This window comes from Aeromonas sp. 604176 (assembly GCF_049170755.1).
GTDB lineage: Bacteria > Pseudomonadota > Gammaproteobacteria > Enterobacterales > Aeromonadaceae > Aeromonas > Aeromonas veronii_A.
This window is the reverse complement of the sequence record NZ_JAAKNE010000011.1, coordinates 27001-41843: the sequence shown is the minus strand read 5'-3', so window position 1 is coordinate 41843 and position 14843 is coordinate 27001. Positions and strand designations below refer to the sequence as shown.

At 58.6% G+C, this 14843-nt stretch carries 13 protein-coding genes; 5 read left to right on the top strand and 8 right to left on the bottom strand.

Going from position 1 to position 14843, the window contains the following annotated elements:
• Positions 1 to 10: 10 nt before the first annotated feature.
• On the bottom strand, positions 11 to 727 hold the full coding sequence (locus G5358_RS03485) for a lipoyl protein ligase domain-containing protein (protein WP_421244156.1): 717 nt from the start codon (positions 725 to 727) through the stop codon (positions 11 to 13).
• A 100-nt stretch (positions 728 to 827) separates the two neighbouring features.
• Positions 828 to 2225 carry a nucleobase:cation symporter-2 family protein gene (locus G5358_RS03480; RefSeq protein ID WP_040066712.1) on the bottom strand — a complete coding sequence of 466 codons (1398 nt, stop codon included), beginning with the start codon at positions 2223 to 2225 and terminating at the stop codon, positions 828 to 830.
• Positions 2226 to 2471: 246 nt separating this feature from the next.
• Here G5358_RS03480 and G5358_RS03475 point away from each other — a divergent pair, with 246 nt between their 5' ends.
• Entirely contained in the window at positions 2472 to 3593 is a 1122-nt protein-coding gene (locus tag G5358_RS03475; RefSeq protein WP_040066714.1) for a GGDEF domain-containing protein, read from the top strand.
• Between the two features lie 33 nt (positions 3594 to 3626).
• On the opposite strand, the gene G5358_RS03470 is transcribed toward G5358_RS03475, so the two are convergent.
• A complete protein-coding gene (locus G5358_RS03470; protein WP_421244155.1) occupies positions 3627 to 3875 on the bottom strand; it encodes a YciN family protein in 249 nt (82 codons plus the stop codon).
• A gap of 123 nt (positions 3876 to 3998) precedes the next feature.
• The gene (locus G5358_RS03465) at positions 3999 to 5378 is read right to left on the bottom strand and encodes an MATE family efflux transporter (RefSeq protein WP_421244154.1); all 1380 of its coding nucleotides are present in this window, start codon (positions 5376 to 5378) and stop codon (positions 3999 to 4001) included.
• A gap of 120 nt (positions 5379 to 5498) precedes the next feature.
• Between G5358_RS03465 and G5358_RS03460 the strand changes: the two genes are divergently transcribed.
• Positions 5499 to 6356, top strand: coding sequence for a helix-turn-helix transcriptional regulator (locus G5358_RS03460; protein ID WP_005338380.1), 858 nt, complete (start codon positions 5499 to 5501; stop codon positions 6354 to 6356).
• Positions 6357 to 6425: 69 nt separating this feature from the next.
• A complete protein-coding gene (locus G5358_RS03455; protein ID WP_421323616.1) occupies positions 6426 to 8120 on the top strand; it encodes an NAD-dependent malic enzyme in 1695 nt (564 codons plus the stop codon).
• A gap of 85 nt (positions 8121 to 8205) precedes the next feature.
• Here G5358_RS03455 and G5358_RS03450 read toward each other — a convergent pair whose 3' ends face one another.
• From G5358_RS03450 to G5358_RS03435, 4 genes are all read right to left on the bottom strand, one after another.
• Positions 8206 to 9243, bottom strand: coding sequence for an OmpA family protein (locus G5358_RS03450; RefSeq protein ID WP_421323615.1), 1038 nt, complete (start codon positions 9241 to 9243; stop codon positions 8206 to 8208).
• Between the two features lie 229 nt (positions 9244 to 9472).
• Positions 9473 to 10471 carry a porin OmpA gene (ompA, locus tag G5358_RS03445; protein ID WP_216951824.1) on the bottom strand — a complete coding sequence of 333 codons (999 nt, stop codon included), beginning with the start codon at positions 10469 to 10471 and terminating at the stop codon, positions 9473 to 9475.
• 310 nt (positions 10472 to 10781) lie between these two features.
• On the bottom strand, positions 10782 to 11801 hold the full coding sequence (gene ompA / locus G5358_RS03440; protein ID WP_216951823.1) for a porin OmpA: 1020 nt from the start codon (positions 11799 to 11801) through the stop codon (positions 10782 to 10784).
• A gap of 308 nt (positions 11802 to 12109) precedes the next feature.
• Positions 12110 to 12706: a hypothetical protein gene (locus G5358_RS03435; RefSeq protein WP_216951822.1), complete on the bottom strand. Its 597-nt coding sequence runs from the start codon at positions 12704 to 12706 to the stop codon at positions 12110 to 12112.
• A gap of 258 nt (positions 12707 to 12964) precedes the next feature.
• On the opposite strand from G5358_RS03435, the gene G5358_RS03430 reads away from it, so the two are divergent.
• Together G5358_RS03430 and G5358_RS03425 are read left to right on the top strand one after the other, a co-directional pair.
• On the top strand, positions 12965 to 13231 hold the full coding sequence (locus tag G5358_RS03430) for a helix-turn-helix domain-containing protein (RefSeq protein WP_005338367.1): 267 nt from the start codon (positions 12965 to 12967) through the stop codon (positions 13229 to 13231).
• A gap of 202 nt (positions 13232 to 13433) precedes the next feature.
• Entirely contained in the window at positions 13434 to 14774 is a 1341-nt protein-coding gene (locus tag G5358_RS03425) for an APC family permease (RefSeq protein WP_421323614.1), read from the top strand.
• The last annotated feature ends 69 nt before the right edge of the window (positions 14775 to 14843 follow it).

The following is a 14843-nucleotide window of genomic DNA, read 5'->3' as shown; positions in this document are numbered from 1 at the left end:
CGGGATAAGGTCAGGATGAGGGGGATAGCCCCTCGCTCAGCAGGCTATCCAGACGTGCTCGCACTTTCTCTACCAGCGCCTGATCGCTACCGTGCCAGCCGATGCAGCTTGCCAGCGTGGTGGAGGTTCCCGTCATAAAACGCAGTTCCCCGCCCGCCAGCTCGTAGAAGCGGCTTGCCATCCTGGTTCCCTCATCCACATCACCCGCCACCAGCAGCATGGCTTGCGCCAGCACGGCGCCCTGGTGATCCTGCCCTGGCGCCAGCCAGCGCTGGGCGGTACCGGTGATCTTGCGTCCCCCGATCACCAGATTGTACTGACCATCGCAAAAGGATCCGGGCACGAAGTCATAGCTTCCCTCAAGGCCGTACTCCGCCAACAGGGTCAGCAGCGGCGCCCCCAGCAGCCGGTAGTAGTGGGCGAGATCTGTGGTGGTGCGGGGCAGCAGCAGGGATAGGTTGAGGATCCCCGCACCGTGGGGCACGGCGGTACCGCCACTGTCGCGCACATGTACCGGCCAGCCTTCAGCTGCAAGTTGCTGGCAGGCGGCTTCGTAACGGGGGAGGCGGGTATCCTTGCGAGTGACAATCAGGCATTGGGGCGCCTGCCAGAGGTGAGCGCGGGGCTGGCCGTCATGGGCACAGTCGCGCAGCCAGTGCTGCTCTTGCGCCAGTATCTGTGCGGGTGAAGCGGTATCGGGAAGGGGGGAGAGCAGGCGACAGGGCATGGCGGCATCCTCAAAAAAGGCTGCCCAGCACACTACCCGTGGCGACTGGCAAGGTAAAGCCCCGCAAGTGCGGGGCTGTTTGCTATCGGTAGGCGATCTCTTAGGAGTGGCGCGCTTCGCGCTTGGGCAGCAGCAGGTTGAGCACGATGGCGGTAATGCCACCGGTGGCGACGCCGTAGGAGAGTACGCTCTTGGCCAGCTCCGGCAGGTGTTGTAGCACTTCCGGCACCTGCGCGACTCCCAGCCCCATGGCCAGCGACACAGCCAGGATCATCAGGGCGCGGCGATCCAGCTCCTCGCGGGCAATGATGCGCACGCCAGCGGCGGCGATGGTGCCGAACATGACGATGGTAGCTCCGCCCAGCACGGGTTCCGGGATCTGCTGCACCAGACTGGCGACCGCCGGGAACAGGCCAAGCAGCGCCAGCATGGCGGCGATAAAGAGCCCGACGTGACGGCTGGCGACGCCGGTCAGCTGAATAACGCCGTTATTCTGGGCGAAGGTGGACATGGGGAAGGTGGAGAAAACCGCCGCCAGCATGGAGTTGGCACCATCGGCCAGCACGCCGCCTTTGATCCGCTCCATATAGACAGGCCCTTCCAGCGGCTCGCCGGAGATGTCCGAGGTGGCGGTCATGTCGCCGATCGCTTCGAGCGCCGTCACCACGAAGATGATGGCGAGCGGCACGAACAGCTGCCAGTCAAAGCCTAGGCCGTAGTGGAGCGGAATGGGCACCATCACCAGCGGACCGTCGAAGGTGGGGGCGCTCACTTTGCCCAGCAGCAGCGCCACGGCATAGCCCGCCAGCATGGCGATCATGATGGCGGAGAGGCGCAACCAGGGATTGCGACTGCGTTGCAGCAACACGATAAGGCCGAGCACCAGCAGGGAGAGGAAGAGGTTGGTGTGACTGGCGAAGCTGCCATCAGAGAGGGCTGCATAACCGCCGCCCATGCTGATCAGGCCCACTTTGATCAGGGTCAGACCGATCAGCAGCACCACTATGCCGGTCACCAGCGGGGTGATGATCCGTTTCACCAGATGGAGGAAGCGGCTCATCACCACGATAGTGAGTGCGGCAACCATCATGGTGCCGAACAATGTACCCAACAGATCCTCGGTGGGCATGGCCGCCTGTTTGAGGGCGAGACCGGAGGCGATGATGGGGCCGAGGAAGTTGAAGCTGGTGCCCTGTACCGAGAGCAGGCCGGAACCGATGGGGCCGAAGCGGCGGGTTTGAATGAAGGAGGCGATGCCGGACATGACCAGCGACATGGAGACGATATAACGGGTGTCGGCGGCAGGGAGGCCGAGGGCATTGGCAATAATCAGGGGCGGGGTAATGATGGCGACAAACATGGCGAGCATATGCTGCAGGGCGGCGAACAGCGTCTGGGGCAGAGGCGGGACATCCTCTATGCCATAGACCAGTTCGCTATGGGCTCGCCTGGGTGGATGTGCCTCTCGATTGGCGCGTGTGACAGCAGCCTGTTCCATAAGTACCTCGAATTGTGTGGGGAGGGGGAGAAAATTGGGCGCTATTGTAGTGATTGAAATGAGGCTGACCAGCGCTAATTATGCAAAAAAAGGTTTATTTTTTGATGGGTTGAAACGTTTGCGCGCTGCGATTATCATCTGTCGGTTTGTGTGACCGACCTCTCCTTTTTATTCTCCCCGCTAATGACATTTTTACCACTTTGTAGGTGTAGAATGAGCCCTCAGTATTCATCGTGGAGACTCTGGATGCTCAAGTTGTCAGAGTTCTGGAGTGCGAGGGTTCACTCCGAAGACTTTACTCGTACTCGCATGGGGTTTATGACAGTGCGTTTGCGCCTGCTGACCTGCTTGCTGATGCTCGGATTGCCCGCCTGGGCCGTGGTGGATTGGTTGACCTTGCCCGCCGTTCATTTCGAGCAGCTGTTTCAGGCCAGGATCTTCTGCACCCTGGCGCTCTCGCCACTTATTCCGCTCTCGTACCTCATCCACTTCAAGCGGGAAAGAATGAAGCTGGCCCTTGGCTACCTGATGGCCGTGATGATGCTCTTCTCCCTCTTCTGCCTGAACAGCTTTGGCGCCGGACAGGAGTTGCAGGCGGGTTATGCGGCCTTTCCCTATCTGCTGATCACCCTGTTTGCCATCTTCCCCATCCCCCTATCCCTCGGCTTGCAACTGGCAGGCGTGGTACTGGTGACCATGCTGCTGGGCCACTGGCTGCTGGTGGGACAGAGCATCTGGAGTCAGGCCACCCTGAATCAGGTGTGGGTGCTCGGCATGTTTACCATGGCCAGTTGCTGGGTGCAGTGCGGCCAGCTCAACATGCTGCTGCGGCTCTATCGGGAATCGACCACCGATGAGCTGACCGGTATGATGAACCGCCGCCTGCTGATGAAGCAGCTGGAGCAGGCCAGAATCCGGCTGCAACTCAAGAAGAAGCCCTTTGCGGTGATGCTGCTGGATCTCGATCGCTTCAAGCGGATCAACGATATCTACGGCCATCTAGCGGGGGATGCGGTGCTCAAGGAAGTGGCTACTACCCTGGGGGAGCAGCTGGAGCCTGATATGGTGCTGGGGCGTTATGGCGGCGAAGAGTTTGCCATCCTGATGCACAACTGCGCCGATCCGGCGCTGGCGAGCAAAATGGCCGAGCGGCTGCGCATTGCCGTCGAGGCGCGGCTGGTGAAGAGCCCCACCTCGGACGAATTGCTGGAGGTGACGGTGAGTATCGGGATTGCCATGGCCCGTTGTGATGACACCATCGATATTCTGATCAACCGTGCTGACGAGTGCCTCTATCAGGCCAAGATGGCGGGACGCAACTGCGTGGTGGTCGAGGGGCAAAACCGCGCAAAAACAGATGCCGCCTGAGGGCGGCATCCTGTTGGCAATGTGCTGGTGCGATCAGCCCAGCTTGTACTTGCCGGAGAGCTGCTGGGCCAGCAGCTTGAACATGTTGAAGACCGCCATGGTCTTGCCGGTCGGGGTGCCGTCTTCGGCCAGGAAATACTCCCCCTTGAACACCAGAATATCCCCCTTCTGCTCCACCGAGTCGGCGCGCATACCGTGGATGAAGTCTTCATGCTCTTTGATGATCTTGTTGGCCATCTCAAGCAGGGCCGTCTCGGTGATCAGCTCTTTCTGTGGTTGCATGCTCGTCTCCTTAAACGACTACTGGACAGGGAAATCGTGGATCCCTGTCTCTGATTGAAGAGGCGCCCAGCATACTGCAAACAGGGTTTTTCTGTCATTGATATGACCCCGATTTGTGGCTGTTTATCCGATCACCAGATTCTTCAACCAGCAGCGCTGGCGAATACGGCGCTGTACCAGCAGCACCTTGCTGAGCTCTTCCAGCAAGACCACCGCCACCACCCAGGAGAGGGGCCAACCGAGTAGCGTGACCGCCACCCAGGCGAGCGGGATGCCGATGCACCACATGCCGACGATATCGATGAAGATGCTGTAGTTCACATCGCCCCCCGAGCGAAGTACCCCGATGATCCCCACCATGTTGAACACCTTGAGCAGCATCCCGAGACACATGATGCCGAGCACCTGTCCCGCCTCCGTCATCAGCTCGGGGGGCAGGTTGCCGACCCACTGCAGCAGGTTGGCTTGCAGCAGCCAGACGATGATCCCCACCAGTAGCGCGCCAATCGGTGCCAGCAGCAGGAACAGCTGGGAGTGCTGCCAGGCGACCTCGTACTCTTCGGCCCCGAGCCGGTGGCCGAGCAGGGTGGAGCAGGCCACTGCCAGCCCGAAGAAGAGGGAGATAAGGATGCTCTCCAGGGTGCCGAGGGTGGTCATGATGGCCAGCGAATCGGTGCCAAGATGGGCATAGAGAAAGCCGTAAATCAGCATGCCGAAGGCCCAGAGGCCGTCATGGAACAGCAGCGGCAGGGCGATCAGGGTAAAGCGCACCACCTCCTTACGCTTGAAGGCGGCCAGCCAGTCTGGTGCGCGCGGGATCAGGCGCGCCTCATAACGCTTTACGTAGAGCAGCAGCAGGGCTGTCTGCAGCAGCCGGGAAATGGTGGTGCCCCAGGCCGAACCGGCGACCCCCATCGCCTCGAAGCCGAAGTGACCGAAGATGAGGGCGTAGTTGAGGATGACGTTGGCGATGATGGCGATAATGCCGATGCGAGTCGGCGCGGCGGCATTGCCCACCGAGCGCAGGGCTGACTCCAGCGGCACCACGATGGCGGTACAGAGGATGGTGGCGCCGGTGATCATCAAGAATTGATCCGCCAGTGCCCGCAGCGCCGGATCCTGACTGGCAAAGCCGAGTACGCTGCCCGGTGATAACACATAGATGAAGGCAAAGGGCAGGGTGACCAGCAGGGCGCCCACTATGGCCAGCGCCAGGGTGCGGCGCACCCCGGCCATCTCCCCGCGCCCGAAGTATTGTGCTGCCAATACCGAGACCCCGCCCGCGAGGCCCGCTATCACCAGCAGATTGAAAAAGAAGACCCGGTTACCCAAGCCGACCGCCGCCACAGCCGTGGTGCCAAGCTGACTCACCATCATGATATCGATGAGGCCGAGCAGGGAGAACATCATGGATTGCAGCGAGACAGGCAGAGCCAGCCGCCACAATCGGGTCATGAACTCGCGATCGGTGGTTTGTTTTAAAATCGCTTGCCAATAATTCATAGTTGTTAACCGGGTATTAGAAAAGCAAGGTTTGTCAGGGGTATGATAGGGGCTGGCGAGGCTCTTCTCACTGTGAGTAGCTCTCGGTTTTCTTGTGTAAAACTATCCTGTTGAGGTGTTATGCCATTTGCCAGCGAGTGTCTGGAGATAGCGCCAGCCTGTGAAGAGCAGATGTTGGGACGTGAAGGGCTGCCCCTGCTCGGCGAGGCAGGGATCTTCCTGACCGGCCTCTCCCGGGTGCGGGATCACTACCTCATCCGTCGCAATCGCCCCGAGTTTCACATCCTGATGGTGAGTCACGATGAGGGTGGCGCGCTGCTCACCGACGAGGGGGAACAAGCCATTCCTGCCGGGTCGCTGATTTTCCTGCCCGCCGCCGTGCCTGGCGGTCTCAAGCTGATTGGCGAAAGCTGGCAGATCAGCTGGATTTTGCTCGATGACGTGCCGCGCTGGCAGCACCTGCATCGCCTTGGTCACCGTATCTGGCAAGGGGATGGCGGCGATCAGCTCTACCATCTGCTCAGCCTGATGCAGGGTGAGGGGGTTCGCTCTTCGCTGCAACCTCAACTGCTTAGCCTGTTGCTGGCGCTGCTGGAACGCACTCTGCAGGGAGAGGTGCGTGGCACACCGGAGTTGCGCCTGCAGGCACTGTTTCGCCGGGTGGAGGCGCGCCTGGACGAACCCTGGAGTGTAGCCCTGCTGGCCCGGCAGATGGCCTGTTCGGTGCCCCATCTGCACCGGCTCTGTCAGCAAGCGTTCGGTATGGGGCCGATGGCGAGGGTGACCGAGCTCAGAATGAACAAGGCACGCCAGCTGCTGCTCTATACCAACTGGCCACTTGGCGAGCTGGCGGCCCGGGTCGGTTACAGCGATGGGGCCAACTTTGCCAACCGCTTTCGTCGTCTGACTGGTCAGACCCCCGGCGCCTTTCGTCGACTGGGTCGCAAACCTTTTGCAACGGATGTGCAAACTCTTTGAAATTAATGAGACAAGCCCCTAGGATCGGCGGGTCCCTGCGTCTAGCTAACCGTTTAGGTACCAAGATCCATGTTTGAAGATAATAACCAGAAACGTCCTCTCTACATTCCCTACGCCGGTCCCGCCCTGCTGGAGACCCCCTTGCTCAACAAGGGCAGCGCCTTCACCAGCGAAGAGCGCAGCAACTTCAACCTCGAAGGTCTGTTGCCCCAGAATATCGAGACCATCGAAGAGCAGGCCGAGCGCGCCTATCGCCAGTTCATGGCGTTTGGCAACGACATGGACAAGCACATCTATCTGCGCAACATCCAGGATACCAACGAGACACTGTTCTACCGTCTGCTGCACAACCACCTGACCGAGATGCTGCCCATCATCTACACCCCGACGGTGGGCAAGGCGTGCGAGGAGTTCTCCAACATCTATCGCCGCGCCCGTGGCCTGTTTATCTCCTATCCGGACAAGGACAGGATCGATGACATGCTGCAAAACGCCACCAAGCAGAACGTCAAAGTGATCGTGGTGACCGATGGCGAACGGATCCTGGGTCTGGGTGATCAGGGGATCGGCGGCATGGGCATTCCCATCGGCAAGCTCTCCCTCTACACCGCCTGTGGTGGCATATCGCCCGCCTACTGCCTGCCGGTGGTACTGGATGTCGGCACCAACAACCAGCAACTGCTCAATGACCCCTTCTATATGGGGTGGCGCAATCCGCGTATCTCGGGGGATGAGTACGCCGAGTTTGTCGATGCCTTCATTCAGGCGGTCAAGCGCCGCTGGCCCGACATCCTGCTGCAGTTCGAGGATTTCGCCCAGAACAACGCCATGCCACTGCTCAACCGCTACAAGAACGAGCTCTGCTGCTTCAACGACGATATTCAGGGTACTGCTGCCGTGACCCTGGGCAGCCTGATCGCCGCCTGCAAGGCCTCCGGCGCCAAGCTCTCCGAGAAGCGGGTTGCCTTCCTCGGGGCGGGCAGCGCCGGTTGCGGTATCGCCGAGCAGATCGTGGCGCAGATGAAGGCCGAAGGGCTGACCGATGCCCAGGCCCGCAGCCGGGTATTTATGGTGGACCGCTTCGGTCTTATCACCGACAAGATCCCCAACCAGCTCGACTTCCAGCGCCGTCTCTCCCAACCGGTGGAGCGGATCAAAGACTGGCCGGTGGGGGACAATATTTCCCTGCTGGAGGTGATGGAGCACGGTCGCCCAGACATCCTGATCGGGGTCTCCGGTCAGCCGGGGCTGTTTACCGAAGAGGTGGTCAAGACCATGCACAAGCACTGTGCCCGTCCCATCATCTTCCCGCTCTCCAACCCCACCTCACGGGTCGAGGCAACCCCTGCCGATCTCATCCGCTGGACTGACGGTCAGGCGCTGGTGGCCACCGGCAGCCCGTTTGCACCGGTGGAGTTCAAGGGCAAGCGCTACGTCATCGCCCAGTGCAACAACTCCTTCATCTTCCCGGGGATCGGCCTTGGCGTCATCGCCTCCGGCGCCACCCGGGTGACCGACGCCATGCTGATGTCGGCCAGCCGCGCGCTGGCGGAGTGTTCGCCGCTGGTGAAAGGGGAGGAGGGCTCGCTGCTGCCGGATCTGGCGGATATCCATCAGGTCTCCCGCTACATCGCCAAGATGGTGGCCAAGACCGCCATGCTGCAGGGCAAGGCGGTGCAGACCCCGGACGAGGTGATCGATCAGGCCATCGACGCCAACTTCTGGCATCCGGAATATCGCCGCTACCGTCGCACCTCGTTCTGATTTCTGCGGGAAGTGGCAAAGCAAAAGGGATGCCTCGGCATCCCTTTTTACTGCACGTCTGACATGGTTATCGCCTCAAGATGAACTACTCGCTGCCGCCCTGTACGCCGGTGACGCGCACCTCGACCCGGCGATCCGGCCCAAGGCAGTCGATGAGCGCCGCCTTCGCCTTGATGGCATCACACTGACTGCCGGTGACCGGATTACTCGCGCCATTGCCCTGGATGCTCACCTTGTCGGCAGGCAATCCCTTGCTGATCAGAAAGTCGGCAACGGTTTGGGCCCGAGCTTCTGACAACCTCTGATTGTTGGCATCCGAGCCGATACGGTCGGTATACCCCATCACGACTGCACTGCCATCCTTGGGCTGCACGTCGACGATCTGCTGGTAGAGAGCGTCCAGCGCGCTCATCCCCTCCGGTTTTAGGTCCGCTTTGCCAAAGGCGAACAACACATCGGAACTGAGGTTGAAGGTCTGATCTACCACCTCCGGTTCGGCCGGTGGCGGGGGGACCACGACCGGTGCGGGCGTGGGAGCCGGCTCTGTCGGCTGGCTGCGATTGGGATGGATCACTACTTCCAGGGTTGCTGTGCTGATGTCGCTGACCCAACGCTGGGTGCCGCTGTTTGCCTTGTCATTGTCAGGATCATCGCCGACCCTGACCAGATAACGATACCTGGCCTGGAGATCGACCCAGTCATGGAGCCGGGCCGTCACTCCCAGACCTGCCAACGGTGCCAGGTTGTCGTCCCCGCCATTGATCGATTCAACGTGATAGATATAGCCACCACCCTCGGCAAACACCGAGAACATCTCGCTGAGCGGCAAACGACCAATCACAGACAGGGTAGCTCCCTTGCTGTTGAACTCATGACCGCTGATATCCCAGTCACCTGTGGAGAGGTAACCAATTTCGGCGCCCAGGTTCTCCGTGAAGTTGTAGCCGCCAAACAGGGAGAGCGCAGTCGCATCCTTGCTGACATCCTGGCTGAAATCATTCAGATCGTGGGCTATCGCCCAGCCACCGCCTATCCCGGCATACCAGTCATGGACCGGTACCGCTTGTGCGCCTGTGCTCGCCAATGCCAGTGCAATCCACACAGGTTTTAATCTTATGTTCATCGCGTATCCTCGTCGATGTGTGGTTTAGTGGGGCTGCTTGTTGGTCAAACCCCACACTTATGTATAGGTGACAGGTTGTATTTAACCACTCAAGAGGTGTGGATTGCGGCCATAAGTGAACCTATGTCACTGAAACCATGCGGGAAGAGGAAAGATAGCCTGAGGTGGGCGGCATGGAAGACAATAAAAAGGAGGCCATATGGCCTCCTGCTTATCCAGGTGATCAGGATTATTGTGTGACTTGTTGCACACCGGTGACGCGCACTTCAACGCGGCGATCCGGCGCCAGGCAGGAGATCAGCTGAGCCTTGCCCTTGACGCTGTTGCACTGGGTGCCTGTGACCGGATTGGCTTCACCGCGGCCTTCGATGGCAACTTTGCCAGCCGGCAGGCCCTTGCCAACCAGGAAGTCGGCTACGGTACGGGCGCGTGCTTCGGAGAGTTTCTGGTTGTAGGCGTCAGTGCCGATACGGTCGGTGTAACCGACGACCACGGCACTGCCATCTTTTGGCTGTACGTCGACGATCTGCTGATACAGGGTGTTGAGCGCTGCGACACCTTCTGGCTTGAGGGTGGATTTGCCAAAGGCAAACAGCACGTCAGAGCTCAGGGCGAAGTTCTTGTCAACCACCACAGGCTCTGGGGTTGGCTCGGGTGCTGGTGCCGGAGCGGGGGCCACGTAAGTGGTGCGGTTCGGGTGCATCACCAGCTCCAGGGTTGCGACGCTCATGTCGCTCTCCCAGGTCTTCTGCTCGTCACCCAGACTCCACATGTAGCGGTAGCGGGCTTGCACATCGATAAGGTCGGAGAGCTTGGCTGTCACCCCCAGACCGGCCAGTGGCGCAGTGCCGTTGTCGCTGTTGCCATTGCCGTTGACGTGATTGAAGTAGGCACCGCCTTCAGCAAACACCGAGAAGATGTCGCCCAGCGGCAGGCGGGCGATACCGGACAGGGTGGCCCCCTGGGTTTTGAAATCGGCACCGTCAACGCCCGCTTTACCGGCGTAGAGGTAGCCCAGTTCAGCTGCGTAGTAGTCGTTGAAGTTGTAACCGCCGAACAGGCTCAGCGCAGTGGCGTCTTTGTCAGTGTCTTTGCCAAAATCATCCAGACCGTGGGCATATGCCCAGCCTGCACCAACACCGGTGTACCAGTCATCGGCAGCCTGAGCTGTGGTGCCTGCGGCGGCCAGCGCCAGTGCAATCAGGGTAGGAGCCATTTTGAGTTTCATCGGTTTATCCTCGTTGTGTTAGCCCATGTCGGGCAATGCACTTGTTTTTATTGCTGCGAAAAATCGCCAGCAAAGTGGATAGCGAAGGCTTTGGACTCTCATGATGCATTGGCGTCATGGACAACAGACCGGACAAGAAGCGCTTTTTAGTGCTTATCCAATACCTTACAGGCGCAACTACTTTATGCTTTCGGGGCGGGGCAGGCAAGGGTAGGGAGGCGGGAGTGAGGGATGATGCAAGCGAGAATGAGGCAAACAAAAAGGGATGCCGCAGCATCCCTTTCTTTTGCATTATCTGAACGAGGTCAGATTATTGCTGAACTTCTTGTACGCCAGATACGCGAACTTCTACGCGACGATCCGGAGCCAGGCAGGAGATCAGCTGAGCTTTAGCGGTGATACCGTTGCACTTGGTGCCGGTAACCGGGTTGGCTTCGCCACGACCTTCGATGGCAACCTTGCTGGCAGCCATACCTTTGCTCACCAGGAAGTTGGCAACGGTACGGGCACGGGCTTCAGACAGCTTCTGGTTGTACGCGTCGGAACCGATACGGTCGGTGTAACCAACAACAACAGCGTTGCCATCTTTCGGCTGGAACTCAACGATCTGCTGGTACAGCGCATTCAGGGCTGCAACGCCTTCCGGCTTCAGAGTCTCTTTGCCAAAGGCAAACAGCACGTCTGAGTTCAGTGCGAAGTTCTTCTCTACAACTTGCGGAGCAGGAGCCGGTGCTTCTTCAACAACCGGGGCAGCTACCGGAGCTACGTAGGAATTGCGGAACGGGTGGTATACCGCTTCCAGAGTAGCGATGCTCTGGTTGGCCTTGTAACGCTCACCGTTGGCGTGCAGGTCAGCCACGTCCCACATGTAGCGGTAACGAGCTTGCAGATCCAGCGCGTCATTTACCTTGTAGGTCACACCGGCGCCAGCCAGCGGGGAAACTTTAGTGTCGCTGGTGCCCAGGCCGTCGGTGTGACCCCAGTAGGCGCCGCCTTCAGCGAACAGGGAGAAGTCGTTGCCAACCGGCATACGGGCGATACCGGACAGGGTGGCACCCTGGCTCTCGTAACGGTTGCCGTCGGTGTTGCCACGACCGGTGTACTGGTAGCCCAGTTCGGTACCGAAGTTTTCGGTGAAGTTGTAACCCATGAAGGCGTTGGCGGCAGCCGCGTCTTCCTGGCCTACATTGGTGCTTTCCAGCTTGTTCAGGCCGTTGAAGTGAGTAGCACCGACACCGGCACCGAAGTAGATGTCGTCAGCGGCGTGAGCAGCGGTAGCACCCAGAGCAGCCATGGCGATGGCGATCATGGAAGGAGCCATTTTCATCATAAAAAAATCCTCGTTGAGATCGCACGTTATTCACGTGCTTCACACTTTGTAATTTATGTAAGCTGCAGGCTCCGCCGTACGGCTGGCGTCGAGTCTGGCAGATGACCCGGTATAACCGGGTTGCACACTCTCCTGGTGTGTCGAGTGCGCTGGCATGGCACGCAATGCGTGAGAAACCACTGCCAGGCAACTGATGTCATTCCGATGACGAGGCGCACTCTATGCCGATTTTAAAACATGATCAAGCTCACAAATGAGCCTTGTGGCAAATTGTGTCGTGACCTTAAATGGCTGTTTATCCAGATTAATTAGTGATCCAGATAGGCCCTGTGCAGTTTTTTTTCCAGTTTCATATAGGCCTGAACCCAGTCGGAGTGCGGGTTGGCAGGATTTACTCTGGCAGTGAACACCTCGAGGTAGTCTGCTTCCGTTGCACTTTTCAGCAGGGGAGTAAACGCCATCAGGTAGTGGCGGGCCAGATAGGGATCCAGGGGCCAGATGTTGAGGATGGCGCGAGCCACAGGCTGAACCGCAGCTGAACAGATGAAGTGGCGGTGTCCCGCCTCCAGCCAGTCGGCCATCTCGCACATGCCCGATTCGGGCACCAGACCACCATCACCCGGGGTAGTTGCCAGCGCAATAGACTGGCCATTTACCGTGGTGAGCTCTTCATTGTTATGCAGGGCACCATCGTGGCTGCGCAAGGGTAGGTTATGCGATTCCTGTTCAAGAAACAGGCTGCAGCTCTCCGGCAGGGCGGCCAACAGCTCGCTGGCGTGGCTGGACATCAAGGCCGGAAGCCAGAATGCTTCGGCGCGATATTGTTCACCTTGCAGGCGCTGTTGTGCCAGTTCTTCTGTGCTGGATACGGGGTGCAGGCGAGAGATAATGCCGGGAAACGCCATACTTATTCCTCTTAATGGGTATCCGGCGGATTATACGAGTTATTGGGGGGGCCACAATAAAGGTTTCTTTTCGAGACTGTTTACCTGAGGCGGCTGAGCGATTACCATCCCCCGTTGAAGATAAGGGTTGTCGCCGAAAGGCGCTCATAAAGATAGAGGCTCGACCATAACGAGTCCGTACAAAACTGATACACTTGACTACGAGTCGTCGCGAAAAATAAAGACGGATTTAATCCGTCAAACGGAGTATGGAACATTATGAATTCAAATATCGTCACTGTTGGCAAGAAGATCCGTCAGATCCGTGAAGCGGTCGGTTTGAGCCGTCCGAAGTTTGCTGATTTGCTCGGTGTTCCCCCCACAACCCTGAAAAACTACGAGCTGGGTTACCGTGAAGTTGGGGGCGCCTTCCTGGTTGCCCTGGCGCACCACCCGGATCTGCACAAGTTCACCCTCTGGCTGCTGGCAGACAAGAAAGTCGCCGAAATCGGCCAGATTGGCCCGGATGACCTCGCCAAGGCGTGATCATCGATGTGAATAGAAATGCCGCCTTCGGGCGGTATTTTTTTTTGGGTTGTCGATCGATATTTTGATCTAACACGCTTTGAATTACCCATGCAGGCCAACGAGAATAAGCGGCCCCGAAAAGTGGGCCCCCTGGTGGTATCTGGCCACCTGAACACTATTACATTCAGGATGATATGAGCAATCGGTATGGAGTATGGGTATGAGCAGTAATGAGTTGGATAAACGCTATGGCCTGATGACTGCCATTGCGATGGTGGTCGGCGTGGTGATCGGCTCCGGTGTCTTCTTCAAGGCCGATGATGTACTGCGTCTGACTGGCGGTAATCTGGCCATTGCGCTGCTGGCATGGGCGCTGGGGGCATTTTCGATGATCTTCGGCGCGCTGGTGTTTGCCGAGTTTGCCCAGCGGATCGAAAAGTCCAACGGTATCGTCGATTATGCCGAAGCGGCATACGGCAAAATGTTTGGTTATCTGGTGGGGTGGTTCAAAGGCGTACTCTATTACGCCCCTCTTTCCGCCATCCTTGCCTGGGTCGCCGCTCTTTACACCATGATCTTGCTCGGTAGTGATAATCCGACCAACTCTGGTGCGACCTGGATACTGGCGGCTGTCTATATGACGGTCACCTATCTGATCAACTTTTATACCCCGGTCCTGGCGGGCAAGCTGCAAGTGGGTTCTACCCTGATCAAGTTGATCCCGCTAATCCTGGTTGCCATTGTGGGCACCATTTCAGGCTTGCTCAATGGTGTCACCGTGACCAACTTTGTGCAGGCAATGGATGGGATAGGAAGCACCGGAGGCACGCTGGCCACGGCCGTGGTTGCCACCGCCTTCGCTTATGAGGGGTGGATTGCCGCTGTGACCATCAACAGCGAAATTCGCGATTCCAAGAAGAATCTGCCCAGAGCGCTGGTGATTGGCACCCTGATAGTCTTTGTGGTCTATGTCACCTATTTTCTGGGGATCGCCAGCGTCTTGCCGACGGACGAGATAGTGGTGCAAGGGGATAACGCGGTAAATCTCGCGACAACCAGCCTGTTTGGCGGGACTGCCTCGACCATTTTGACCGTGTTCGTGATTATCTCCTGCCTCGGCACCCTCAATGGTCTGGTGTTGGCGACCATGCGCATTCCCTACTCGCTGGCGATCCGCAATCAGGGGCCAGCCCCCAAGTGGATGAGCCGTATCGAACCGCATCACCACATGCCAATCAACTCGGCCCTCGCGGCAGCGTTGTTGTCGGTGATCTACTCAGTGCTGTGGTACAGCAGCATCAACGAGACATTCGGTCGTTACATCGCCCTGGACGAGATGCCGATCGTGCTGATTTATGGCCTCTATCTGTTCCTCTATGTCTGGTACATGCGCACCTTTACCGAGTTGGGCCGGATAAAGCGGTTTGTGATCCCGACCTGCGCCACTTTGGGGGCACTCATCATTCTGTATGGCGGTATCACCAATCCCAGTCTGGGACTCTATCTGCTGGTCTCTGTGGGGGTGATTCTGCTCGGGTTGCTCTTCTACCGTAAGGAGTGACCGGGTAAGTGAGTTGAAAAAAAAGCGCCGAATGGCGCTTTTTTTCATTTGTAAACCGCAGCATGTCGA